At 62.1% G+C, this 24,402-nt stretch carries 27 protein-coding genes; 4 read left to right on the top strand and 23 right to left on the bottom strand.

Annotation, left to right across the window (positions count from 1 at the left end; all coding sequences use genetic code 11):
- Nucleotides 1-53: 53 nt before the first annotated feature.
- From OPU71_RS08320 to OPU71_RS08340, 5 genes are all read right to left on the bottom strand, one after another.
- A complete protein-coding gene (locus tag OPU71_RS08320; RefSeq protein ID WP_267727228.1) occupies nucleotides 54-959 on the bottom strand; it encodes an amino acid ABC transporter substrate-binding protein in 906 nt (301 codons plus the stop codon).
- A gap of 146 nt (nucleotides 960-1,105) precedes the next feature.
- On the bottom strand, nucleotides 1,106-2,746 hold the full coding sequence (locus OPU71_RS08325) for a mechanosensitive ion channel family protein (protein WP_267727230.1): 1,641 nt from the start codon (nucleotides 2,744-2,746) through the stop codon (nucleotides 1,106-1,108).
- Nucleotides 2,747-2,816: 70 nt separating this feature from the next.
- A complete protein-coding gene (locus OPU71_RS08330) occupies nucleotides 2,817-3,077 on the bottom strand; it encodes a SemiSWEET transporter (RefSeq protein ID WP_267727232.1) in 261 nt (86 codons plus the stop codon).
- 18 nt (nucleotides 3,078-3,095) lie between these two features.
- Nucleotides 3,096-4,274 carry a vWA domain-containing protein gene (locus OPU71_RS08335; protein ID WP_267727234.1) on the bottom strand — a complete coding sequence of 393 codons (1,179 nt, stop codon included), beginning with the start codon at nucleotides 4,272-4,274 and terminating at the stop codon, nucleotides 3,096-3,098.
- Between the two features lie 9 nt (nucleotides 4,275-4,283).
- A complete protein-coding gene (locus OPU71_RS08340; protein WP_267727236.1) occupies nucleotides 4,284-5,132 on the bottom strand; it encodes an AAA family ATPase in 849 nt (282 codons plus the stop codon).
- 192 nt (nucleotides 5,133-5,324) lie between these two features.
- On the opposite strand from OPU71_RS08340, the gene OPU71_RS08345 reads away from it, so the two are divergent.
- Together OPU71_RS08345 and OPU71_RS08350 are read left to right on the top strand one after the other, a co-directional pair.
- Complete coding sequence (locus tag OPU71_RS08345; protein ID WP_267727238.1) at nucleotides 5,325-5,645, top strand: c-type cytochrome; 321 nt, start codon at nucleotides 5,325-5,327, stop codon at nucleotides 5,643-5,645.
- Nucleotides 5,642-5,968, top strand: coding sequence for a c-type cytochrome (locus OPU71_RS08350; RefSeq protein ID WP_267727240.1), 327 nt, complete (start codon nucleotides 5,642-5,644; stop codon nucleotides 5,966-5,968). The genes OPU71_RS08345 and OPU71_RS08350 overlap by 4 nt, the downstream gene beginning before the upstream one ends.
- 58 nt (nucleotides 5,969-6,026) lie before the next feature.
- Here OPU71_RS08350 and OPU71_RS08355 read toward each other — a convergent pair whose 3' ends face one another.
- From OPU71_RS08355 to OPU71_RS08395, 9 genes are all read right to left on the bottom strand, one after another.
- Nucleotides 6,027-6,461: a DUF1841 family protein gene (locus OPU71_RS08355; protein ID WP_267727243.1), complete on the bottom strand. Its 435-nt coding sequence runs from the start codon at nucleotides 6,459-6,461 to the stop codon at nucleotides 6,027-6,029.
- A gap of 43 nt (nucleotides 6,462-6,504) precedes the next feature.
- A complete protein-coding gene (nth, locus tag OPU71_RS08360; RefSeq protein WP_267727245.1) occupies nucleotides 6,505-7,137 on the bottom strand; it encodes an endonuclease III in 633 nt (210 codons plus the stop codon).
- A 15-nt stretch (nucleotides 7,138-7,152) separates the two neighbouring features.
- The gene (gene rsxE / locus OPU71_RS08365) at nucleotides 7,153-7,836 is read right to left on the bottom strand and encodes an electron transport complex subunit RsxE (RefSeq protein WP_267727247.1); all 684 of its coding nucleotides are present in this window, start codon (nucleotides 7,834-7,836) and stop codon (nucleotides 7,153-7,155) included.
- Nucleotides 7,837-7,844: 8 nt separating this feature from the next.
- A complete protein-coding gene (rsxG, locus tag OPU71_RS08370) occupies nucleotides 7,845-8,483 on the bottom strand; it encodes an electron transport complex subunit RsxG (protein WP_267727249.1) in 639 nt (212 codons plus the stop codon).
- A gap of 5 nt (nucleotides 8,484-8,488) precedes the next feature.
- A complete protein-coding gene (locus tag OPU71_RS08375; RefSeq protein WP_267727251.1) occupies nucleotides 8,489-9,493 on the bottom strand; it encodes an RnfABCDGE type electron transport complex subunit D in 1,005 nt (334 codons plus the stop codon).
- 16 nt (nucleotides 9,494-9,509) lie between these two features.
- Nucleotides 9,510-11,174: an electron transport complex subunit RsxC gene (gene rsxC, locus OPU71_RS08380; protein WP_267727253.1), complete on the bottom strand. Its 1,665-nt coding sequence runs from the start codon at nucleotides 11,172-11,174 to the stop codon at nucleotides 9,510-9,512.
- Nucleotides 11,174-11,725 (bottom strand): electron transport complex subunit RsxB, encoded by a 552-nt coding sequence (gene rsxB / locus OPU71_RS08385; protein ID WP_267727255.1) that lies wholly within the window; start codon nucleotides 11,723-11,725, stop codon nucleotides 11,174-11,176. The genes rsxC and rsxB overlap by 1 nt, the downstream gene beginning before the upstream one ends.
- Nucleotides 11,726-11,738: 13 nt before the next feature.
- Nucleotides 11,739-12,323, bottom strand: a complete 585-nt coding sequence (gene rsxA, locus OPU71_RS08390) for an electron transport complex subunit RsxA (RefSeq protein WP_267727257.1) — start codon at nucleotides 12,321-12,323, stop codon at nucleotides 11,739-11,741.
- A gap of 123 nt (nucleotides 12,324-12,446) precedes the next feature.
- Nucleotides 12,447-13,463, bottom strand: a complete 1,017-nt coding sequence (locus OPU71_RS08395; RefSeq protein ID WP_267727259.1) for a quinone-dependent dihydroorotate dehydrogenase — start codon at nucleotides 13,461-13,463, stop codon at nucleotides 12,447-12,449.
- 173 nt (nucleotides 13,464-13,636) lie between these two features.
- Between OPU71_RS08395 and OPU71_RS08400 the strand changes: the two genes are divergently transcribed.
- A complete protein-coding gene (locus OPU71_RS08400; protein WP_267727264.1) occupies nucleotides 13,637-15,064 on the top strand; it encodes a hypothetical protein in 1,428 nt (475 codons plus the stop codon).
- Nucleotides 15,065-15,161: 97 nt separating this feature from the next.
- Here the strand turns inward: OPU71_RS08400 and OPU71_RS08405 are convergent, their stop codons facing one another.
- The 9 genes from OPU71_RS08405 to OPU71_RS08445 all read right to left on the bottom strand — a co-directional run bounded on the left by OPU71_RS08405 (nucleotide 15,162) and on the right by OPU71_RS08445 (nucleotide 21,958).
- A complete protein-coding gene (locus OPU71_RS08405; protein WP_267727267.1) occupies nucleotides 15,162-16,061 on the bottom strand; it encodes a cation diffusion facilitator family transporter in 900 nt (299 codons plus the stop codon).
- Nucleotides 16,062-16,067: 6 nt separating this feature from the next.
- The gene (locus OPU71_RS08410; RefSeq protein WP_267727271.1) at nucleotides 16,068-16,832 is read right to left on the bottom strand and encodes a flagellar brake protein; all 765 of its coding nucleotides are present in this window, start codon (nucleotides 16,830-16,832) and stop codon (nucleotides 16,068-16,070) included.
- 63 nt (nucleotides 16,833-16,895) lie between these two features.
- Complete coding sequence (locus OPU71_RS08415) at nucleotides 16,896-17,189, bottom strand: EscU/YscU/HrcU family type III secretion system export apparatus switch protein (protein WP_267727274.1); 294 nt, start codon at nucleotides 17,187-17,189, stop codon at nucleotides 16,896-16,898.
- Nucleotides 17,173-18,336 (bottom strand): flagellar hook-length control protein FliK, encoded by a 1,164-nt coding sequence (locus OPU71_RS08420; protein WP_267727277.1) that lies wholly within the window; start codon nucleotides 18,334-18,336, stop codon nucleotides 17,173-17,175. The genes OPU71_RS08415 and OPU71_RS08420 overlap by 17 nt, the downstream gene beginning before the upstream one ends.
- A gap of 33 nt (nucleotides 18,337-18,369) precedes the next feature.
- Complete coding sequence (locus OPU71_RS08425) at nucleotides 18,370-18,705, bottom strand: flagellar protein FliT (protein ID WP_267727281.1); 336 nt, start codon at nucleotides 18,703-18,705, stop codon at nucleotides 18,370-18,372.
- 11 nt (nucleotides 18,706-18,716) lie between these two features.
- A complete protein-coding gene (gene fliS / locus OPU71_RS08430; RefSeq protein ID WP_267727285.1) occupies nucleotides 18,717-19,109 on the bottom strand; it encodes a flagellar export chaperone FliS in 393 nt (130 codons plus the stop codon).
- 41 nt (nucleotides 19,110-19,150) lie between these two features.
- Nucleotides 19,151-20,542 (bottom strand): flagellar filament capping protein FliD, encoded by a 1,392-nt coding sequence (fliD, locus tag OPU71_RS08435; RefSeq protein ID WP_267727289.1) that lies wholly within the window; start codon nucleotides 20,540-20,542, stop codon nucleotides 19,151-19,153.
- 40 nt (nucleotides 20,543-20,582) lie between these two features.
- Complete coding sequence (locus OPU71_RS08440; protein WP_267727291.1) at nucleotides 20,583-21,029, bottom strand: flagellar protein FlaG; 447 nt, start codon at nucleotides 21,027-21,029, stop codon at nucleotides 20,583-20,585.
- 74 nt (nucleotides 21,030-21,103) lie between these two features.
- Entirely contained in the window at nucleotides 21,104-21,958 is an 855-nt protein-coding gene (locus OPU71_RS08445; protein ID WP_267727293.1) for a flagellin, read from the bottom strand.
- A 350-nt stretch (nucleotides 21,959-22,308) separates the two neighbouring features.
- Between OPU71_RS08445 and OPU71_RS08450 the strand changes: the two genes are divergently transcribed.
- A complete protein-coding gene (locus OPU71_RS08450) occupies nucleotides 22,309-24,399 on the top strand; it encodes a motility associated factor glycosyltransferase family protein (RefSeq protein ID WP_267727294.1) in 2,091 nt (696 codons plus the stop codon).
- Nucleotides 24,400-24,402: the final 3 nt, after the last annotated feature.

Consider the following 24,402-nt stretch of genomic DNA (forward strand, 5'->3'; position numbering starts at 1 on the left):
CGCCCCGGCGCGCGATGCGTGCCGGGGCGTTTTTCATTGCGGCTGGGCGGGGCTCAGAGCGAATACCCGAGCACCCGTGCGATACCGGCATCCTTGCTCGGCCGCATGATTGAGTCTCTGAGCAGGCGCGACATCGGCAGTTTGAGGCTGTCGGTATTGAACCAGCGCTCGTAGATGGCGTTGATTTCGCCGCTGGCGTAGAGCTGCTTGAGTGTCTTGTCGATGGCAGCCTGAAGTCGATCATCCGATTTGCGCATCATGATCGCGTAAGGTTCAACCGACAGGTAGTCACCGACCAGGGCATAGCGCGATGCATCAGTGCGGGTGCTGAGCAAGCCGCTTAGCAGCACGTCGTCTTGAGGAAACGCTGCGACGGTGCCGGCCTCAAGCGCCTTGATCGCTTCCTGGTTGTTCGGAAACTGCATCAGCTTCATCGTCGTCACTTCGGCATCACGCAACTGGGTGAAGAGCTTTTCCGAGGTGGTTCCTTTCGAAAGCGCTACCGGTTTGCCGGCCAGGCTTGCGTGACCGGTCACACCAGAATTCGTGCGGGTGAGTAGCTTCATGCCCGCGACAAAGATCGTGTAGCTGAATTCGACCTTCTCCTGCCGCGACTTGGTGTTGGTGGTGGAGCCGCATTCAAGATCGATCGTGCCGTCAAGCAGTTTCGGGATGCGCTCGGCACCGCTGACGGTGACAAATTGCACTTTCAGATCGGGCAGCTTCAGATCCTTGCGCAGCTGATCGACTGCCTTCAGGCAGAGGTCGATTGAGTAGCCGACGGCTTGCTTCTGATCGTTCAAGAACGAGAACGGCCGCGCGGCTTCACGGTTGCCGATGGTGATCGTTCGTGTCTGGCGGATCTTTTCGAAGGTGTCGAGCTGAACCGTTTCAGCGTGGCTGGGTACGGCAAAGCAGAGCAGGGCGCAGAGCGCGGCCCAGGGGATGAGTGGCTTCATGGGTTTTGGCAGCAGTCAGATGAGGGCGGACTCGTGATCCGCCCGGGCGGGTCCGGGCTGGCCTATCCAGCACAGAAAATGCCCAATGCATCTTACCCGTGCGTGTTGGAGCAGTAATACGTAGTAGTACGTAGTTCTGCGGGTAACTACTGTTTGGTTTCCGGTGATGCGTTCTGAGGCGGCTTGGCCGGTGCTGCGTACCACTGCGCCTTTGGGGAAAGGACCGCCTGGGCCGGCTGCGCGAAGAAGTGCGGCGACATGATCTGCACGCCAGATTCGTTGAACGCATCCTGAATTGCGCCGTGGAGCAAGGACAGCACCGGTACGCGGCGCCGCGCCTCATCGATATGGCAGAACAATTCGTATTCGACGTAGAAGTCGTTCAAGGCCCGTTGATAGACATAGGGTTCTGGCGTCTTGCGGACTTCATCCACGCTCTTGGCGGCCTGAATCAGCAAGGCATGGATCTGGCGCCAGGGTGCGTCATAACCGATCGTGACCTTGGTTGTGAGCAGGGTGCCCACCGATTCAGCGCGGCGCGAATAGTTGTGGATCGCGGCACCAAGCAGAACGGCGTTGGGGATCGTGATCTCTTCGTTGCGCACGTTCACGATCTTCACCGACAAGGTGCTCAGTTCCTGCACGACGCCTTCGACGTCCCCGATCAATACGTAGTCGCCCACCCGCAGCGCGCGCGAGTAGGTCAGCACCAGTCCCCCCATCAACTGGCTGACGACGCCGGCCGAGCCCAAGGTCAGCAGGAAACCAAGCAGGACGCTGACGCCTTTGAACACGTCGCTGCTTGAACCAGGGATGTACGGGTAGCACAGCGCGAACGCGAAAGCCCACACGCCCACCATGACGATGCGGCGGGTTGCCGAGGCGGTTTCCGGGTGAATGCCCGGAATGGCGATGGTGCCCGCCTGGGTTGCGTCGAACACACTGCGCACCACACCGGCAATGGCCTGTGTGATGAAGACAATGATTGCGATTGCGACGATGCCGGGCATTGCCGCCAGGGCCGCGTCACCAAAATCCCCCGCGTACCCAAAGAGGAAGTCGAGCAGGTGGTCGCCCAGCGGGGCGGTGATCGGGAACTGCTTGAATACGAAGGTCAGCCAGACGTCGATCAGGACCAGCGCGATCGCCAACAGAAGCAATTGAACGATTCGAAGCACAAGCCCGTAGGTGTAACGGGCCCAACCCAGACCTTTGGTGAGGGCAAGGCGCCTTTCAATCAGCGTGGTGAAGCGGCTCGTGATGCGGACCCGCACGATATGCAGGAGCCAGATCAGGCCAGCGAAGGCCAGCGTTGCAAGGATTGAGAGGCCGATGCCGCGGAGGATCGTTTTCAGGCTGGACTGGTCACGGTAGACGGCAATGACTTCCTCAACCCGTTTCGCTGCTTCGGAGGCTTCAAGCTCCAGCGAGCGATTGCTGTCCGAGTCGATATCCTTCTGCGAGATCGCGAACAGGATCTTGTCGCCCGCCATGACCGCGACGCCGGGGATCTCGCCAATGGAATAGGCAACAGTGGAAACCGGCAATCTTCGGCCTTCATCGGCCAGCTGTTCGATACGTGCCGCCGCGCGCTCTGCACGCACTTTGGGCGGCGGGCCACCATAGCTTGAACGAAACACCGTGATGTCACGATTCGCGACCGTGAGTGTCGCCTCCTGCGGCGGGGGTTCATCGTTCTTGTCGGCGGCGTTCGCGACACCCCAGGACGACAGAGCCAGACACAGGTAGCAAAACAGGCTGACGAAAAAGCGAAGTCCGGACTTCATACGCGCATGCTCCACCATGGATTGGCACGATCATAGCGTCAATCGGTGCCGCACCAAACGACGTGAAGCGTTAGCCAAAGCGGATCTTCATGATCAGGATGAACGATGCGAGCAAGAGCGTGATGATGTTCGCGATGACGACTGGCCACGCGGCAATCAAGAGGCCGTAGATCATCCACATCACGATGCCGCAGATGAACACGCTGTACATCCCGAGCGAAACACCATGCGCCGAACGGGTCTTCCAGGTGAGCCAGGCTTGGGGGACGAATGCAACTGTTGTCAGTGTTGCGGCCAGGTAGCCAAGTACTTCAACGTAGAGCGGATTCATTATTGCTTTCAGGTGGATTCACTGTTTGCGCGAGAGCTGGCGCATCGCGCGCTCCAGCCCGTCGATGGTCAGGGGGTACATGCGGTCAGCCATGATCTGCCGGATCAGGCTGATGGATTGGCGGTAAGGCCAGCTCGGTTCATGCGTCGGGTTGATCCAGCATGCGCCAGGGTAGGCGTCGAGCAGCCGGCGCAGCCAGCTTGCCCCGGGCTCTTCGTTGAAGTGCTCGACCGAGCCGCCGGGGGCGACCAGCTCGTAGGGGCTCATCGTGGCGTCACCGACGATGATGAGCTTGTAGTCCGGCCCGTAGGTGTGCAGCACATCGAGCAGCGCTTGCTTTGTGGCATAGCGGCGTGCGTTGTCACGCCAGACCGACTCATACACACAGTTGTGGAAATAGAAGTACTCCAGGTGCTTGAACTCACCTCGCACGGCAGAGAACAACTCCTCGCAGACCTTGATGTGGTCATCCATCGAGCCGCCAACGTCGAAGAACATCAGCACTTTGACCGAGTTGTGGCGCTCGGGCCGCATCTTCAGATCAAGCCAGCCCGCGTTGCGAGCGGTTGCACTGATGGTGCCGTCGAGGTCGAGCTCTTCGACGGCGCCTTCGCGCGCAAAGCGCCGCAGCCGGCGCAGGGCGACCTTGATGTTACGGGTGCCCAGCGCGACCGAATCGTCCAGGTTGCGGTACTGACGTTGATCCCACACCTTCACCGCAGTGCGGTTGCCTGCCGACTCGGGCCCGACGCGGATGCCTTCCGGATGGTAGCCGTGTGCCCCGAAGGGCGAACTGCCGCCGGTGCCGATCCACTTCGATCCGCCGGAGTGATGCTCCTTCTGCTCTTCCAGCCGCTTTCGGAACTCGTCCATGAGTTTGTCCCAGCCCAGCTTCTCGAGCTTCGCGCGATCGGCGGGACTGAGGTGAGTCTGCGTAACGCGGCGTAGCCAGTCCTCCGGGATCTCTGCCTCCAGGCCAGGGATTGCGGTGACGCCCTTGAAGAAGACGCCAAAGGCACGATCGAACTTGTCGTAGTGAGCTTCGTCCTTGACCAGGCAGGCGCGCGCAAGGACATAGAAATCGTCGATGCTTGGCCCGATCACGCCTTGCTGAAGCGCCTCCAGCAGGGTGAGGAATTCCTTGGTCGAAACCGGAAGCTTGCTGGCTTTCAGGTGGAGGAAGAAGTCGGTCAGCATCGCCGCGCCTCAGCGATTGCCCTTTGCCATCGCGACAAGGCGTTCGAACAGGGCGATGTCCTGTTCATTCTTGAGCAGGGCGCCGGCCAGCGGTGGCACCACCGGCTTGCCACCCGGCGCACGAAGATGCTCTGCGGGAATCTCCTCTGCGGCAAGCAGACGTAGCCAGTCAAGCAGTTCTGAGGTGGTTGGCTTCTTCTTGAGCCCCGGCACATCGCGCAGCTCGAAAAATACCTCCAGTGCCGCGCGTAGCAGGTTTTCGCGGATGTCAGGAAAGTGCACGCCAACGATCTTCTCCATCGTCTCCTTGTCGGGGAACTTGATGTAGTGGAAGAAGCAGCGGCGCAAGAAGGCGTCTGGCAGTTCCTTCTCGTTGTTCGAGGTGATGAACAGGATCGGCCGATGCTTGGCCTTTACGGTTTGCTGGGTCTCGTAAACGTGGAATTCCATCCGGTCCAGTTCGCGCAGCAGGTCGTTGGGGAACTCGATATCCGCCTTGTCGATCTCGTCGATCAGTACCACCGATGGCGCATCGTGCGCAAAGGCCTTCCAGAGCACGCCCTGCACAATGTAGTTGCCGATGTCCTTGACCTTGTCGTCGCCCAGTTGCGAGTCGCGCAAGCGTGAAACCGCGTCGTACTCGTAGAGGCCTTGCTGGGCTTTGGTGGTGGACTTGATGTGCCACTGGAACAGCGGCAGCCCCAGTGCGCTGGCAACCTCCTCGGCAAGCATCGTCTTGCCGGTGCCCGGTTCGCCCTTGATCAGCAGGGGGCGCTGAAGCCGGATTGCTGCATTCACGGCCAGCATCAAATCTGAGGTGGCAACGTACTGGTCGGTACCTTCGAATCGCGTGCTCATGGGTTTTCGTCGTTCAAGGTTGAAGCTTCAATCATGCGGCCCAAACCCTGCCTGTGCAACAAACAGCTTCGGCGCGCGCATTTGATCCGGCGCAAAACAGGGTCTCCGAAAGGTTCTTTGACGCTTGAAAACTGCCGGGCATAGAATCAGCCCGCTGCAACGCCTCCCAACCCATACCATCAGAGGGGACACATGAGAAGAACGAAGGGGCTGTTGGTCACCGCGTTGCTGTGTGCCAGCGGCGCGGCGCTTGCGGTACAGGGTAATCCGGATGCCGGGCGCAAGAAGGTTGCCATGTGTTTGGGCTGTCATGGCATTGCCGATTACAAAACCACGTTTCCGACTGTCTACCATGTTCCAAAACTGGGCGGTCAGCATCCCGAGTACCTCGTGCGCGCGCTGCAGGCCTACAAGAGCGGTGAGCGTAGCCACCCATCGATGAAGGGGCTTGCCGAGGCCTTGTCCGATCAGGACATGGCCGACATTGCCGCATTTTTCGGAGCACAGAAATGACGCGCGCTTCGCTGACGACATTGCTTGTGCTGGCGGGGCTCTGGTCTGCGGCGGCAAATGCCGGTGATGCCGTCAAGGGCAAGGAGAAATCGGCTGCATGCGCGGCGTGCCATGGCGCCGACGGCAACTCCGCCGCGCCGGACTTCCCGAAGCTGGCCGGGCAGCATGCTGACTATCTGGTGCGCGCCTTGACTGACTACAAGGCGGGCAAGCGCAAGAACCCGATCATGATGGGCATGGCCGCGCCGCTTTCGAAACAGGACATGGCGGACCTGGCGGCGTACTACTCGGCGCAGAAAGGTCTGGTCATCGTCAAACGCTGAGGCCACGCGGCCTTGCCAAAGCCCGGCGCACGTCACGGCCGGGCTTTGTGTTTCTTGCTCAGCGTGTGCTGCGTGCGCGTCGGTGGATCGCTTCGACGTAGGCCACTGCATCAAGCGGCGAGCCATCGCGTTGCGATTGCCAGATCGTTTCTCCAAGGCTCTCGATCACGTCGTGCAGCGCGGCGTGACGGTCGCCCTTTGCGGCAAGGCACGCATCGTAGGCCGCGCGGATACCCGGTGGCTGATCGATGCTCAGCTGCTCATGCACGGCCAGGTGCAGGGAAAGATGCAGGAAGGGATTGATCTGGCCGTCCTCGGGCGCGAAATCGCGCTCGGCCGACTCTGGGTCCTCGAGCAGTGCGTGGTATTCCGGGTGTTGTTGCGCCAGTTCTGCCGCGATCTGTTCGATCGGTGTCAGCGCTTCCTTGGCGCATGCCTTCTTCCAGGCATCGATGAAAAAGCGGCGGGCCTGATCGCGGGATGGATTGAACACGTTCGACTCGATTCGTTCGGGTGGGCCTGAGGCGCGGTGCAACTCAAGCGGCTTTGTCGCGCGATTCGCACAGGTCGCGCACGATGCACGTGCCACATGCGGGCTTGCGAGCCACGCACACATAGCGACCGTGCAGGATCAGCCAGTGATGTGCGTCCAGCAGGTAGGCCTTGGGGACTCGCCGCAGCAGGCTCTGTTCGACTTCGATCACGTCTTTGCCCGGCGCCAGCCCCATGCGGTTGGCAACCCGGAAGATGTGCGTATCGACGGCCATGGTGGGCTGACGAAACAAGGTGTTGAGTACCACGTTGGCGGTCTTCCTGCCCACGCCCGGCAAGGCTTCGAGCGCCTCGCGATCTGACGGCACTTCGCCTGCGTGCCGCTCAAGCAGCATCCGCGAGAGCGCCGCAACGTTCTTTGCCTTGTTCCGATACAAGCCGATGGTCTTGATCTGTTCGGCAATGCCGGCTTCCCCCAGCGTTGCCATGGCGGCAGCGTCGGGCGCAAGGGGGAACAAGCGGCGGGTCGCGAGGTTTACGCCCTTGTCGGTTGATTGTGCTGAGAGCACAACCGCCACCAGCAGCTGGAATCCGTTTCCGAACTCAAGTTCGGTGGTCGGTTCCGGGTTGGCGTCGTGCCAGCGGCGGAAGGCTTCCGCCACGGCGGCTCGGGGCATCAGCCTGGGCATCGCTCAGGTGCTTGCAAGCGCTGCCGGGTCCTTCGGGCTTTGTGCGGCTTTGCGCGCAGCGCGTGCGTCGAGCCAACTCTTGCCCGCGATCAGCAGCGCGAGGGCAATGAATGCCCCGGGTGGCAGGATCGCGACGAGAAAGCCCGGATAGTCTGCCGGCAGGATGCGCAGCGGTTCCGCGCCGGGAATGATCATGTCGATGCCGTTCAGGATGTGGCCGGTGCCGATCAGCTCGCGCGCGCCGCCGAGCAGGGCGAGCAGCCACACAAGGCCTGCGCCCATCGCAAAGCCATCCACAGCGGATGAGAGGGCGCCGTTCTTGGCCGCAAAGGCTTCAACCCGCGCGAGGACGATGCAGTTGGTCACGATCAGCGGCACGAAGATCCCCAGCACCAGGTAGAGGCTGTGCAGGTAGGCATTGAAGGCGAGATCGAGCACCGTCACCAGTGAGGCAATGATCAGGATGAATACCGGAATCCGGATCTCGTAGGGGATCAGGTTGCGCAGTGCTGCGACCACGCCGCCCGATATCGCCATCACCACCGCGGTGGCAATGCCAAGACTGACGCCGTTGATCAGGTTGGTTGATACCGCAAGAATCGGGCACAGACCCAGGAGTTGCACCAGGCCGGTGTTGTTCTTCCAGATGCCGGCGCGGGCGATCTCGCGCAGATGTTGGAGATCCATGTGCGTTCCTAGCGGAAAAGTGATTCGCGGTTGGCGGCGGCGTAAGCGGCGACGCGGCCGACGGCGCGCGTAACCGCGCGTGCGCTGATGGTTGCCCCGGTGGCGTAGTCAAACTGGCCGCCGTCTTTCTTTACCGTCCAGGCCGATGCGGGCAGTTCCGCGCCGCGGTGCTCGAACTGCGAAATCCAGGGCTTTGCCTTGTTCTTGTCCTTGCGGGGGTCGATGTAGTCGCCAAGCCCCGGCGTTTCGCGGTGCTGGGTGACCCGAGCGCCGAGCACTTCGCCGGTTGCCGACACGGCAACGACAAGCTCAATGCGGCCCGAGTAGCCGTCAGGCGCCGCCGCTTCAATGACCAGTGCCGCGGGTTTGCCGTCCATGCGGGCGCGCCAGACGTTGCCACCCTGGTCGAGGCCGATCTCCTGTGTCGCAGGCAGGGTCTTCACGTCTGAGAGCAGTGCATTGTTGTAGGTCGAGCGCGGCAGGATCTGATCGATCAGCAGCAACTTTTCCGCTTCAGCACTCTTGGCAATGCGGTCGCGGGTGAGCAGGTAGCTGCCGGCCATCAGTGCCGTAAATGCCAGGGAGAAGACCAGCATGGCGACTGCGGTGCGGAGCGAGAGTCCGCTTGCGGTGATTTCCTTGGTCACGCTGCTCAGCCCTTCTTCTTGTGACCAAACACGGCGGGCTGGGTCTTCATGTCGATCAGCGGCACGCAGAGATTCATCAGCAAGGTTGCAAAAGCCACACCGTCAGGGAAGGCGCCGAAATGGCGAATGATCCAGGTAATCAGTGCGGCGCCCGCCGCGTAGATCAGCTTGCCGCGCGGCGTGGTGGCACCGGACACCGGGTCGGTGAGGATGAAGAAGGCGCCCAGCATCGCGGCGCCCGAGAAGAGCGAGAACAGCGCACCGGGGTAGGCTTGCGGTGCAAGCAGCGACGCCAGCGTTGCAAGCAGGGCCAGGGTGCCAAGAAACGCTACCGGGATGTGCCAGGTGATGATCCGGCGTGCAAGCAGATACACGCCGCCGAGCAGGAAGGCCGCAGTCACCCATTCCCAACCGCGCGCGGCGATATGCCCGAAGGCGGCGCCGTCGAGCAGGCTTGCGACGCCTGCACCTTCCGCGCGCAGGCCGGTGCGCAAGGCATCGAGCGGCGTTGCAGCGGTGATTGCGTCGATGTCGCGTGCGCCGCCGAAAATCAGTTCAAGCTGAGCGCTGGCGTCCAGTTGCCCCGCGCCGGGCCACTGTGACATCAATGCCGGGAAGGCGACGATCATCACCGCGTAGGCGACCATCGCCGGGTTGAAGGGGTTCTGCCCCAGCCCGCCGTAGAGGTGTTTGGCGACGATGATTGCGAAGCCGGTTGCCACGACGATCAACCACCATGGGCCGATCGACGGGAAGGACAACGCGATCAGCCAGGCCGTGACCACCGCGGACAGATCCGCGAGGGCCGGTTTGATCGGGCGGCCCCGCATGTGCAGGAATGCCGCTTCGAAGGCAAGCGCGGCGGCGGTGGCCAAGGCCAGCTGCACCAGGATGCCCGCACCGAAGAACCATGCGTAGACGGCAATGCCAGGCGCCATCGCGAGCAGAACCTCTGCCATGACCCGGCTGACGCTGGTGGGTTTGCGAAGGTAGGGTGAATTCAATGACATGACTTGGGCGCGGCCTTCAGATCGAACGGTCTTGCGGAGCGGGGGCCGTGGTGGCGGGCGCGCTGTCTGGGGCGGATGCCGGCGGCGTTGCGACCGGCGCGGCCGCCTGGTCGGCGGCATCGCGCTGCGCTTTGGCGCGCGCCATCGCAGCGGCGATCAGCGCCTTCTTGGAATCGTCGGCGGCTGTGCTTGCCGCAGCGGGCGCAGCCTCGCCTTGTTCGGCGCCCGGTGCGCTGCTTGCCGCAGCGCGGCTGGCGGCCGTTTTTGCAGCCAGTTTCTCGGCCTTCTCGCGCTTTTCGCGCTCGATTCGCTCGTTGCGGAACTCAAAGCGCTCGCGCGCAACATCCGCAGCATCCTTCTGCCGCTCGCGCGCCCACACTTCGCTTTTGGCGAAGCGGTAGTAGTCGACCAGCGGAATGTGCGACGGGCACACGTACGCGCAGCAGCCGCATTCGATGCAATCGAAGAGGTGGTACTCCTGTGCTTTGCCGAAGTTCTTGGCGCGCGAATGCCAGTAAAGCTCGAAGGGCTGCAGATCGGCCGGGCAGGCGCGGGCACATTCGCCGCAGCGGATGCAGGCCATCTCCGGCGCCGGCGCGGGGAACAGCGCCTCGCTGCCGACCAGCACGCAGTTGGTGGCCTTGACCACCGGCACGTCATATGCGGGCATGCGAAAGCCCATCATCGGGCCGCCCATGATGAAACGGTCGGTGTCGGCCTTGATGCCGGCCAGCGCGGCCAGGTGATCCATCGGCGTGCCGAACAGCACCTCGTAGTTGCCAGGGCGCTCGACATTGCCGGCGACAGTGACGATGCGCGAAATCAGTGGCCGGCCTTTTTCAACGGCATCGGCAATCGCGTAGGCGGTGCCGGTGTTGAAGCACTGCACGCCGTAGTCGGTGGAGCGGCGGCCGTGCGGTACCTCGATGCCGGTCAGGACACGGATCAACTGCTTCGCGCCGCCGGCCGGATAGCGTGTCGGGATCGCGATTACTTGCATGCTGGTGGTGCCGTTGCGCTGCACCGCCGCTTGCATCTGGGCAATGGCTTCGGGCTTGTTGTCTTCAATGCCGACCAGCACGCGCTGCGCCTTGAGCATTGCCTGCATGATCAGGGCGCCACGTACGATCTGGTCGCCACGCTCGCGCATCAGGAGGTCGTCGCAGGTGATGAAGGGCTCGCATTCGGCGCCGTTGATCACCAGCGTGTGGGTGCCTTCATTGCCGGGCTTGAGCTTGAGGTGGCTGGGGAAGACCGCACCACCCAGGCCGACGATGCCCGCGTCGCGCAATTCGTCGCGGATTTCGTCCGGGCTCATCGAGCGCCATGGCATCGGGGCGGTGTCGATCCAGCGGTCTTCGCCATCCGGTTCGATCACGACGCTCAGCGAACTCAGGCCCGAGGAATGCGCCATCACTCGCGGTTCGATGGCGAGCACACGACCCGAGGTCGGGGCATGGATTGCACTCGAAACATTGCCGTCGGCCGCGCCGATGCGCTGGCCCTTGAGCACCTGCTCTCCGGCTTCGACCAGTGGATGCGGCGTGCCGCCGACATGCTGGTGCAGCGGCACGACGAGTTGCCGAGGCATCGGCACCGGCTTGATCGGATCGCGTGTCGACGCCGCCTTGTTGGTGGCTGGCTTCACGCCACCGTTGAACTTGAAGAGCTTTTGCAGCATCAGGCGGCCGTTTTGATCGGGATGACGGGGTAGTGCCACTTCCAGGTGTCGACGGTTTCGCCGACCGGTTCCATCGTGATGCAGTCGACCGGGCAGGGCGCAATGCAGAGTTCGCAGCCGGTGCAGAGCGGATCAACCACGGTGTGCATCTGCTTGGCGGCGCCCGCGATGGCATCGACCGGGCAGGCCTGGATGCACAAGGTGCAGCCAATGCAGGTGTTTTCGTCGATGACCGCGACCGACTTGGGTTTTTCAACCCCGTTCTCGGCGTTCAGCGGCTTGAACTCGCGCCCGAGCAGATCCGCCAGCTTGCGGATGCCTTCTTCACCGCCCGGCGGGCACTGGTTGATCTCGGCTTCGCCGCCAGCGATGGCAGTGGCGTAGGGCTTGCACCCCGGGAAGCCGCACTGGCCACACTGCGTTTGCGGCAGGATCGCGTCGATCTTGTCGACCAGCGGATCGCCTTCGACACGGAAGCGCACGGCGGCATAGCCCAGGGCCCCGCCAATCACGACGGCCAGCGCGGCCATCACCAGAAGTGCACTCAGCATGGTTTCGCCAGCCTCACTTGAACCGGTCCAGCCCGGCAAAACCCATGAACGCCAGGCTCATCAGCCCCGCTGTCACCAGCGCAATCGGCGTGCCGCGAAAGTGCAAGGGCACGTCGGCGCCGTCGATCCGTTCCCGGATCGCGGCAAACAGCACCAGCGCAAGGGAAAAGCCCGCCGCACTGCCAAAACCGAACAGCAGGGCTTCAAGAAAGTTGTGCTTGAGGGCGACCGAAAGCAAGGGGATCCCCAGCACGGCGCAGTTTGTGGTGATCAGGGGAAGGTAGATGCCCAGCACCTGGTGCAAAACCGGGCTGGTCTTCTGGATCACCAACTCGGTCATCTGCACGATCGCCGCGATGACCACGATGAAGGCCAGCGTGCGCAGGTAGCCCAGGTCAAAGGGAGCAAGCAGGTAGTGATCGATCAGATAGCTCGATCCGCAACCGAGTGTCAGCACGAAGGTTGTCGCCATGCCCATCCCGATGGCGGTGTCGAGTTTCTTCGACACGCCCATGAAAGGGCACAGCCCGAGGATGCGGACGAACACAACGTTGTTGACCAGCACCGCGCCAAGCAGCAGGAAGATGTAGTGCGCCATGGGCTTTCAGGGGGAAGGCGGGGGCGAAACCGCAGGATTATCGCCGTTTCAGGGGGCCGGACTCAAGCCGCGCGCGGCGTGGCCTTGCGCGCGAACTTGAGTGTGCTTCCTTGGATGGCGAATTCAGACGCGGCTGAATGCGTCGGTCGCCTTCACTGTTTCAGCCGCCAAACCCGGCCCCTTGTAGATCAGGCCGGTGTAGAGCTGAACCAGTTCGGCGCCAGCATCGAGCTTTTCCAGCGCATCCTTGCCGGAAAACACGCCGCCGACAGCGATGATCGGCAGTTCGCCGGCCAGCAGCTTGGCGAGTTCTGCGACCACTTCGGTGGAGCGGGTGCGCAGCGGGGCGCCCGAGAGGCCGCCGGTTTCGTCGGCGTGCGGCAGGCCGGCCACGGCCTCGCGCGAGAGCGTCGTGTTGGTGGCGATGACTCCGTCAATGCGATGGCGGCGTAGCGCGTCCGCCATTTCGCTCAACTGTTCGCTTTGCACATCCGGCGCGATCTTGAGCGCCAGCGGCACATAACGGCCGTGTTCATCGGCCAGCCGCGCCTGCCGTGCCTTGAGGGCGGCAAGCAGGGCGTCGAGCTCCGAGGCACCTTGCAACTGGCGAAGGTTCTTCGTGTTGGGGGACGAGATGTTGACCGTCACATAGCTGGCGTGCGGATACACCTTGTCAAGGCAGGCGAGGTAGTCGTCGGCGGCCTTCTCGATGGGGGTGTCGAAGTTCTTGCCGATGTTGATGCCAAGGATGCCCTTGAACTTGGCCGAACGAACGTTTGCGACGAGGTTGTCGACGCCGGCGTTGTTGAAGCCCATGCGGTTGATGATGCCTTCGGCCTTGGGCAGGCGGAACAGGCGTGGTTTGGGGTTGCCCGGTTGCGGGCGCGGCGTGACGGTGCCGATCTCGATATGGCCGAAGCCGAAGTTGGCGAAGGCATCAATCGCTTCACCGTTCTTGTCGAGCCCCGCAGCAAGGCCGATGCGGTTGGGGAAGCTAAGGCCCATGACTTCGACGGGCTTGCCGCGCGATCCACAAACCGAAGGAATGAATCCGCCGAAGTGGTGCAGGCTCCAGATTGTCAGATCGTGGGCTGCCTCAGGGTCGAGCAGGAAGAAGAAGGGGCGTGCAAGTGAGTACATGCCGTGAAGTTTACCGCGACTGCCCGCTTATGTCCGGTAGCGAAATTGCTAGGCATGGATTAGACGCAGGTCAGTATGACCCCGGATCAGGGACTGCCCCATCGAGCATGAACACGATAGCCTTGCGAATGCGGCTTGCCGCCGTGCAATCGCAGTTCTTAAATGGAGGCGACATGAAAAACGTTCTGTCTCGCATCGCGTTGCTGTGTCTGGCGTTCGGGGCGTCGGCACTTGCGGCCGCCGAATTGCCGGGTGGGCAGGTGTGGTTGCAGCATGTGCAGCGCGATCTCTTGCCTTTCTGGTCGACGCCCGCAGCGATGGGCCGCCCGGTCGGCAACTTCCCGACCTTCCGCTGCAATGACGGCAGCGCGTTCGTGCTTGAGGCACCTTGCGACGAGCTCAAGTCGCCGCCAGCCTGGATCAAGCCCGAACTGGCGCGCGACTACGTTCGCATGCAGGCGCGGCAGACCTATGCGTACGGGGTTGCCTTCAATCTGACCGGCGAGCAGCGCTGGCTGGATCTGGCCAAGGCCGGCGCTCGCCGCACACTGGCATTGCTGGATCCGGCTGCGGGTGCGCCGACCTGGTTCGAGCAGGGGCGCGGCGGGCCAGCGCCTGAGGCGCGCACCGCGCAGGACCAATCCTATGCCGTGGTCGGCATCGCGATGCTGTACTACCTGACCCGCGACGAAGCGCTGGAGCGCGCCCTCATCGCCCATCAGCGCTACATCTTCGAGCGCTACTGGGACGAGGCCTGGGGCATGCTGCGCTGGGTGCCGCAAGGCGGCCCGCAGGAGGAGGCGGCCAAGCAGGAACTGGTGGCGCAACTCGATCAGCTCAATGCCTACATGTTGCTGGTGGTCCCCTACCTGCCGCCGGCTGCGCGCGACGTCTGGCATCGAGACATCCGCCGCGTCGCGAACACCCTGATCAAGCAATTCCATGATCCGGCCAGCGGTACATTCTTTGGCACCCTGGAGCGGGGTGAGGAGAGCCGCCGTGCCGGCGCTCGCCACAACGATTTCGGGCACACCATCAAGGCCTACTGGATGCTGATGCTGGCCGGGCGTGAGTTGGGCGACGCCGAGTTGGAGCGCTTCGGGCGCGAGGGCGGGCTGGCCATTCTCGACAAAGCCTGGAACGCCGACAGCGCGGCATGGGCCTCGGGCTGGCGGGCCTACGGCATCGATAAGGCCAAGAGCTGGTGGATCTACGCCGAGCTCGACCAGATGGCCAGTTTCATGGCGCTAGAGCGACCCGAGCTGCGCAAACGTCTAGCGTCGAGCTGGGATTTCTGGTTGAAGAAGCAGACAGCGCCCAACGGCGGCGAGGTGTATGGCTGGGTTGATCAGAATGGCGTGGCGCCGCCCAACAGCCTGCGCATCCACCACTGGAAGAGTGGTTATCACTCCTTTGAGCATGCACTGGTGAGCTATCTCACCGCGCAGGCGCTCGCGGGCAAGACCGGGCGGCTTTACTTTGCGGCGGGAGATCGAAGCACCGATTTCCGGCCCTATCTGCTACCCGGCAAGGTGGGCAAGCTGCGTTCGGAAAGTGGGCGTCAGGTGGTGGAGTTTGTCATTCCGGTGGCGGGCAAATAGGCGCTTACCCGCCTGAATGTCACCGCCCGTGGGCGGTCGCTCGATTGATCTTGAGGTCTGATCGTTGTGCGGCCGGCCGGGGGCGGGGTCTGAGACTTCAGTGCCCCGCTTTCAGGTGCAGGGGCTCGACATGCGTTGTGACATGCGCTCCCGGAATCGCGGCCATGATGGCCGCTTCCACTTCGTCGGCCAGGTGATGCGCGTGGTCGACCGTCCAGTCGGGCGGGACCAGCAAATCAAGGTGCAGAAAACGCTCACGGCCGGCCCGGCGGGTACGCAGGTTTTGCCATTGCGCGCCGCGAGTACCGAACCCATCCAGGATCGACACTGCGAGCGCTTGCTCTTGCGGATCCATTGCTTCGTCCATCAGGCCACCTACTGCGCCCTGCATCAGGTGGGCGCCCTCCTTGAGGATGTGGCCTGCAACGAGCAAGGCGATGACCGGGTCAAGCCAGTGCCAGCCGGTCAGCGCGACCATGCCGATGCCGGCGAGCACGCCTACCGTGGTCCACACATCGGTCATCAGGTGGCGGGCGTCGGCTTCCAGCGCAACCGAGTGCAGGCGCCGCGCAGCGCGGAACAGTGTTTGCGCGGTGGCGAAATTGATCAGCGTGCTCAGTACCGAGAGCGCTAGGCCGATATCCAGGCTGCCGATGGGTTGCGGATTGAGCAGGCGGGGGATGGCGGTCGCCGCGATTGCGAGCGATGCGATGAAGATCAGCGTGCCTTCGAACCCGCTTGAGAAGTACTCTGCCTTGCTGTGGCCCCAGGGGTGTTTGTCGTCAGGCGGGGTGCTTGCAATCAGCAGCATCCAAAGGGCGAAGCCTGCGCCGGCGAGGTTCACGACCGACTCCAGCGCGTCGGAAAGCAGGCCCACCGAACCGGTCACCCACCAGGCACCCAGCTTGAGCGAAATGGTGGCGATGGCCGCCGCGATTGAGAGCCAGGCGTAATGATGGGCACTGCGCCCCCCGGTGGAAGGCATGGTTTCGGTCATGGTGATTTATTGCGAGACGCGTGAGGCGCGATCGCGTTCAACTTTCAGGATGTAGCGGTGGATGACGTTTTCGTTGGCGGGCGTCAGGCCGACAAACTGACAGCCGGCCCGCAGCAACTCGCTGCCGTTGCGTTGCGTAACCCTGAAGATGTTGCGTACGCGCAAGGTGGTTTGAATTGGCGCGGTGTCGGGGATCTCAAGCCGGCAATTCGGGATCTCCATGTCCGGATGGAGTTTCGCATCGATCGGTGGTGCAACGATGGCGAGCCCGCCGCCAGAGATATCCAGCACCCGGGCTTCGTGAAAACCAGCGCCACCGGGTAAGGGGATGAAGCACGACATCGTGTGCGACACCGGTGCCAGCAGGCGGAAGTATTCGCGCCGCTGCAGGCGCAGCAAAACATCAGGCAGAGGGGCCGCAAAAGCCGGCGCGCCGCCGTGCGTGATCGGGCGCATCGACACCAGCTGGAACTGCACCTTCACCCGATCAAGCTGGGTGATGCAGTTGACGCTTTCGGCGGCCGTAAGCGCGGCGTTGATGTCGGGATCGGCGGCGACATCGAGCACCAACTCATTGTTGTTCGCGTCCGGGACGATGATGCTGGTCAGGCCAAAATGCGGCGATGTGTCGGGGTAAGCCGAAATGAGCGATCGCTTCGCGGCAAGCTGTTTCATCACGAAGCGAATCTCGCGCGGATCGCGCACAAGATACTGGCTGTACTCGTTGTCAGCTGCGAGGAGCTCAAAACGGACGGGATCAGTATTCGACACAGCACGGCTTCCGGTGGCGCGATCGGGCTGCCGAATATACCACGCGGCTATGGTCGCCCCTTGTCAGGGCGCAGGGGCTTCGCGCTTCTCCACCCGGTAAAGCCAGGCAAGCAATTCGGCCACGGCGATGTAGAGCTGGGGCGGCACTTGAGCGTCGAGATCCACATCCATCAGGAGTGAGACCAGCTCGGGCGACTCATGCACAAAGACCCCGGCTTCTTTGGCGCGCTCGATAATTTCCTGGGCCACCAATCCGCGCCCCTTGGCGACTACCTTCGGGGCGGTGTCGCCGGTTTCGTAGGCGATTGCAACTGCCTGCGCGCGGGCGGAATTGCCTTGTTCAGCTGATGGTTTCATGTGCCACCGCCGCGCCGGTCAAGGGGATGCCCACCGCATCGAGCGAAGTGCCCAAGGCCGGCAAGGCCGCGTTAAGCCGAGCGACGGTGCTTTCGTCTTCTGCGGCAAATCGGATCGCGACGCCGCTGGAGGTGAGGTAGAGCCGCGCCTCCACACCGCCGAGTGAGGGCAGCGTCACCTTGAGCGAGGTGCGCCACTGCATCTCGTCGCCTTGTGCACCGCGCCCGTGCGCGTCGTCCGGCGGTTGCTCGATGTGCCATTCCATCGTTTGGCCGGGCCAGACCTGGCCTTGCCAGCTCAGCTGCTGATTCACCAGTGATTCCAGCTGATTCAGCACCAGGGGCGCGATTTCTCGTGGCACAAGCTGCGCGAGCATCGCGCGTTCGCTCGTTTGCCCTGCGCTGGACTTTGCGGCCGCCTGGTCGGCAATCTCGGCCAAGGCTGCTTTGCCTGCTTGCCCTGCGGCACTGAGCTCGGGTTTTGCCGTGGCGGTAGATGGGCGCTCTGCCTGTGGCGTGGCTTCGGCTTCTTCGGACGGGGCAGGCGTTATCGCATTGGGCTGTGCCTGTGGTTTGGGCGCCAGCGATTGCAGCAGCTTGGCCTGCGGCTCTGCGAGGAGTTGCGCGAAGGGGAACTTTCCCTCGACCCATTGGGCTTGATGGGCTTCGTAGAACATACCGCTGCCGCTCACCGCCCGCTGCAAGAGCGGCGCGAGGGCGGCGCCCGATTTCGGCGGTTCTGGCAAGAGTGGTGCGCCGGCGTTGAGCGGCGCTGGCTGCGCATTGCCCTCGCGGCCGGTGAGCAAATGGCTGATCAGGCGCCCGGTGGTGGAGAGTGTTGCGGCCGGTTGTTGTTGGGCTGCGGCCTCAGCAGAACGGGCGAACACCGCCTCGGGGGTGGCTCGCGTGACGACAAGCTCAAGCACGTCACCGTTCTTGACCGACTTCGGGAGCGATAGGGTCAGCGTTCGCCCGGCGACGATTGCGCGAAAAGTGCCGTCGGGCAGGGCTTGGGTGACTTGTGCGGTAAAGCGTTGGCCGGGCGAGAGATCGGGCAGGATCTCGCGAACCGGCGCGGTCTTGCCGACCTCCGGAAGCGGGAGGTCGAGCAGGTTCTTGATGCGGATTGAAAGGTCGGTCGGGATCATGGTTCACCGCCGCGATCCGGCGACCGGACAGACTTACTCAGCGACGACGCTGTACGCCGCCCGCATCGCACGCCCGCGGGAAGCGCCGCCAAGCATCGTGCGCACACTGTCCATCCAGGGCTCGGTGTGGCGACGGACCTCACGGTCATCGGCAAGGATTCGCTTGATCAGGTCTGCCTTCTTGCGGCGCTCGGTGTCGGACATGAGCGGAGCGGGGCGATCAAGCGAATCGGCATTGAGCAGATCGTTGCGCAACTGCGTGATCTGGGCTTCGAGCGCGCTGACGCGATCCCAGTCGTTCTCGCGCGCGGCGACCGCCATTTGTGCCGAAAGTCCGCTCATGTTCTCGTAGAGGGCAAGGGTGCTCATGCTGGGCTCCGTCAGGCGGCGCTCGCCTGGTCGCGAATGGCTTCCCAGGCACCTTTGATCTCGAGCAGCAAGCCTGCGACTTCCTTGAGCGCAGCTTCGCTGTTGTGCATGTTCGCGTACAGCAGGCGCGAGACCATGTAGTCGTAAAGAGCGGCTAGGCGCTGAGCGAGCTCGCCGCCGGCACTCATGTCCAGGCTTGCTTTGAGGCCGCTGGTGATGATCTCGATCGCCTTGGAGATCGCCATGCCTTTGCCGGCGACATCCGCATGCGATATCGAGATCGCCGCGCTGTTGACGTTGAGGATGGCGCCGTCGAAGAGCATGACGATCAGCAGATGCGGGTTGGACGCAGCGACGTTCGATTCGAGGCCGACGCGGCTGTATGCACTGGCGGGTGATTGCATGGTGGGATACATCCTCTGTTCGTTCCGTTTATATGCCCGGCCTACTTGGGCAGGCGGGCTAGTTGTTGTTGCAGATAGGCGCTGGTGACATTCATCTGCCCTATCGTTGTGTCGAGTGCCGTGAATTGCCGGCGATAGCGTTCTTCAACGATTGCCACACGCGCTTCCACTTCCCCGATTCGCTTGTCGAGCGCGCTGATCGTCTTGTTGATGCCATCGGTGCGCGTGGTGATTACACCTTCTGTGTTCAGCAGTGCAGCCGCTGCGCTTGATACCCGGGTGGCAATGCCCTCTGTTCCGGTAATGCCGGTGAAGAGCTTCGAGATGTCTTTGGCGGGGTCTGCAATTGCAGCCTTGAGTTTGTCGGAGTCCACTTTGAGTGTTCCGTCAGCTTCGAAGCTGATGCCTACATCGGGCAGACGACCGAATCCACCCGGCGAACCAGCCACTGAGCCGATGGCGGCCGAGCGCATGCGCTCCTGAACTGTACGAACAGAGAAGTCGCCATTGAGTGCACCGGCAACTTTGGTGTCGGCGTTGTATGACGAGGTGTCCCGCAACACCTTGTTGAGGTCGTTGTAGGCCTTGACGAAAGCGTTGATCTTGGTTGCGACCGCATCGGCGTCTTTGTCGATGCTGATCTTGACCGGTGTTCCGGTTGTTTCCTTCGCGAGATTCAGGGTGATGCCGTCGATTGCGTCGCTCACCTTGTTCGACGAACGCTCCATTGCGATGCCGTCGATGCTGAATTGCGCGTTCTGCGCGGACGTGATGACCTTTGACGCGTCGCCCGCTGCGACCGACGTGCCGCTATAGCCGAAGGCAAGATCAGCCACCCCGGTCGAGCGTATCTGGTTGTCCGCGCCGCCCTGTTGCGAGGTCAGGATCAATTTGAACGGGGTCGTGCCTGAACCGTCGTTGACGATCGTAGCGGTGATGCCGAGCCCGGCTGCGTTAACCGCGTCGCGTACGCCGGCGAGCGAGAGGCCCTCGACCGAAATCGAGGCCGACTTTGTTTCGGCGAAGCCATCACCTGTCGTGATCGGCTTGCCGAGTTCCAGGTTCATGGTGCCGGAGAAAGTCTTGCCGGCATCAAACGCGAACTTGAGCTTTTGCGCTTGCGCCAGTTGGGTGACTTCAACGTCGTATGAGCCACCAACCGCGCCAGTGGAAGCTGTTGCCGATGCCACCGATGAATCGGAAGAAGTTGCCTTGAATGCGGCAAAGCTTGCCGTCGTTTTGAGCGCGTCTGACGCGCTTTGCAGGGACGACAACGCACTCTTGACCTGCCCGATGGCGGAGAGTTGCGATTTCAGCCCGGACTGCTGCTTCTGCAGCAGCGTGATCGGCTGGCGCTCGACCTTGACCAGGCCTTCAAGCAAGGTGTTGAGGTCCAGGCCCGATCCGATGCCAAGACTACTGAAGGATGCCATGCTGCCCGCCTTCCCGCCGAAGCACTCTCGTCATTCAGACTCAAGCCTTCTGCTTCAAAAATACTCCGATCGTTGATTCGCCATCACCCTTGTTGAGGGCTTTTGCGATGGCGAGTACTTCCTCGCTCGGAATCTGTCTGATCACTTCTTTCGTTGAGGTGTCCACCACCCGCACGACCGTGCGACCGGTGTCTTCATCGATCGAGAATTGCAAGTTGCGTGCCATTGGATCTACCGCCTTCTTCACTTCCTGCAAGGCACGTTCAACCGCTTCGCGATCGGGTTCTTTCTTGCTAGAGGCGGCGGTTGCATTTGTCAGGGCAAGCGCGTCGGCCTCGGGGTCTTTGCGGGGCTCGGATGGCGCAACACCGCCTGCAGGGGCTGCCTGGGCGGTGGGCCTTGCTTCGAACTTGCCTTTTGACGGCGAACCCGACGACGGCGGGAGCGCCCCTGGAGGCGAAGACCCAATGGATGGAATTGTCGTCATGTTGCCTTCTCCTACCCTGACTCACCCGCGCGGCCCAATCCGGCACGGCGGGCGAGCTAGTTCAAGTTTCAGGGTTAGCGGAGCAGGCTCAGCGCCTGCTGCGGGATCGCGTTCGCTTGCGCGAGGATCGCAGTACCGGCCTGCTGCAGGATCTGCAGACGGGTCAGGTTTGCGGTTTCTGCGGCGAAGTCGGCATCCACGATCCGGCCACGTGCGGCCGATTGGTTTTCGACAGCGATTGACAGGTTGCTGATCACAGCCTGGGTGCGGTTGATCGCGGCACCGAAGTCAGCACGGTTCGTCGTGACCGTGTTGATCGCTTTGTCGATCGCAGCGATCGCGGCGAGCGCTTGAGCGGCACCAGCCGAGGCCTTGACTGCACCGCCGACGTTGATGTTGCTCGAGCCAACCGACAAACCACTGCTGGCCTGAAGGTTCTTGGTCGTTACCGAGATCTGGTTGTCCGAACTGGTCTGGGCGCCGACCTGGAAGCTGAAGCTCTGCGCAGAAGAGTTCGTCAGGGCAAGGTTGTTGAACTTGGTGTTCTGTGCAATCCGGGTGATTTCCTTTTGCAGCGCGACAAATTCCACCGAGATGTTGGCGCGGTCGCTTGAGGTGTAGGTGCCGTTGGCCGCCTGCACCGCCAGTTCGCGCATGCGCTGGAGGTTATCGCTGATCTTGGATGCAGTACCGTCGGCAACCTGCACCATCGAAATCGCATCGTTGGCGTTACGCATTGCGACGTTCTGGCCGCGGATGGTGGAGCCGATACGTTCAGAGATCGCCAGGCCTGCCGCATCGTCTGCCGAACTGTTGATCCGCAGACCTGATGACAGGCGCTGCAGCGGGTTGGCCAGATTGGTCTGGGTGGTATTGAGGTTGCGTTGCGCGTTCAACGAATAAACGTTGGTGTTGATCGTCAGTGCCATGATGAAACTCCTTGTCGTTCCGTTTCCGTATGTATTTAGCAACCGACTTTGCCGGTTGATTCAAGCGTCGTTGCGCTTGATTTTGTTAGCGACGTTTGCCTGGAAAACTTTAGGATTTTCTTTGGCTTAGCAAGCTTTGTGCGCCGCATTAAGTGTTATTACGGCGTCAGCGCAGCAAGATTTAGGGGCAGACAGATCTGAGGGTGCGCGTTCGATCGAATCCTCAGGAAAGCAGGGCCTTTCCAGTGTTCTTCCGATCCCACTCGCAGGGCTTTCTGGCTCACAATCGGCACCTGCCGTGGTCTATTTGCCTGCTTTTCGCGGGGCCAACCCTGAGTGATGCGAACAACATGAATGAATCAGAAAGCGCTGCGCCGGCGGAATGGACGCCTCTGCAGGAGGCCTATATCCAGAAGCTGTATGCGACTTACCAGGCGAATCTCTACTTCTTGCGAGCGCACTTTCCTGCAGTCTTTGACACCTTGATGGCGTCGAAGCTGCCTGCGCCATTTGAAGTGGATGCGCAGGCACGCATGACGATCTTCAGCGGCAAGCATGCCGGCGGCGTTCGCGACTTCACCGATCTGGGCCGTGTGCTGCTCAACGAGTTTGAGCTTTCAACCGACGGTACAAGGATCTGGGTTGAAGCGGGCTACCTTGAGAATCCAGCAGAGATTACCGACTACGCGGGGAATCCCGACTTCTTCCGGCCCGTCGAGCACCGCTTCCGCGCCGAGATTGTTCGCCGTTTTCATGAGCGCTGCCCGCGGCCCGAACAGCGCCATCGGCGGCCTGTATTCGGTGATCATGTGCTGCCTGTCGTGATTGTGTTTGGTAGCGGCTTTGGCTGGCACCTTGAACGCCTGGTCGATGAGTACGAAATCTTCCATTTGTTCATTGTCGATACCGATGTCGAGCGCTTGAACATGTCGCTCTATTTCGTCGACTACATCGCTTTGCATCAACGCTTCGAGCGCAACGGGCGCACCTTCTCGATAGCCTTGCACGATGACAACGAGTTGCTCGCCGCCAGCGTACTGGCGACGATCCAGAAGCATGCTGCGCCATACATGGTTCAGGGCGCGGCGCTGTTTTTCCACGATTACGATTCCGAACGCGTTCATGACCTCTGGAAGCGTATCGGCGCCGACATGACGAAGTTGTTTCGCGGTTGGGGCTTCTTCGATGATGAGGTTCTTGGCCTTCGCCATGCCGTTGAAAACGCGATGGCGCGGCGACCGGTCTTTGTCGGCGGCGGGGTAGTGCCGACCGATGCCGTGGCGGTGGTGGTTGGCGCAGGGCCTTCGCTAGACACGTTGTTGCCGGTGTTGCGGGCTCACCGTGATCAGGTGGTTGTGTTTTCCTGTGGCACGGCAATCTCGGCGCTTGCCAATGCCGGGGTTGATCCGGACTTTCATATCGAGATCGAGCGCACCGCGGCGACCTACCGGATTCTCGATACACCGCGGACACGGGCCGTCCTGGCGCGCACGCCGCTGCTCACCTCGGCAATCATGTATCCCGGCGTCTTCGACCTCTCGCCGAATCCGGCCATGTTCCTCAAGGACATCGATTTCGGTTCGAACATGCTTGATTTCGACCGCCGCTTGCCACGGGTTCGCACCAACCCCACCTGCACGAATGGTGGGCTCGATCTGGCCTTGAAGATGGGGTTCCGCAAGGTCTTCCTCTTTGGCGTCGACCTTGGCTTCCACCCGGATGGTGCACACCATTCCCGCAACTCGATCTACTACAACGGCGAGGCCAAGGGTGACTACCTCACGGGTGTCGTTGCCGGCACAAACTGGCTGCACCGCAGTGGCAACCCGGTACCCGGCAATTTTTGCGAGACCGTCTTGTCGACCGAGCAACTGACCTACTCGCGCGATGTGTTGCAGGTATCGATTGCCGCCCACCCGGACGCGGTGGTGTACAACCCCAACGACGGCGCCCGCATTGCCTGGACAGAACGGATCCGGCCTGAAGAAATCCGTATCGATGCCTCGCCGGCCTCGCGACAGGCTGCGATCACGGCCGTCTCAAGCGCGTTCATGCGCGGCGTTCTGGATGACATGCCGGGAAACATCGCCAATCTGCTTGCGCAACTTGACGCCGTGATCGCAGACCTCACCGAACTCTTCGCCCGGCCGCTTCAACGCAAGGCGGACCTCTTCGTGCGCCTGGCCGATATGCATGCGTACTTCTTCAAGGCCGAGCATCAGGATAGCCAGGTGTTCCCTCTGGTCCGCGGGTCCATGCAGCACATGGGGCGCTTTGCCAACGACTGTTTTGCGCTGATGAAGGATGAGGCCGACGCGCTGAGCTACGGTGCCGAGGTGTTTGATCTCCTGCTCGAGTTCCTGCGGGCAGGGCGCGAGAACATCCTTGCATTGCATACCCTTGCAAGTACGGGGACACTGCCGGAAAAAAGGGAGGAGTGATCG

Origin of the sequence: Niveibacterium sp. 24ML, assembly GCF_026586805.1 — a bacterium.
GTDB lineage: Bacteria > Pseudomonadota > Gammaproteobacteria > Burkholderiales > Rhodocyclaceae > Niveibacterium.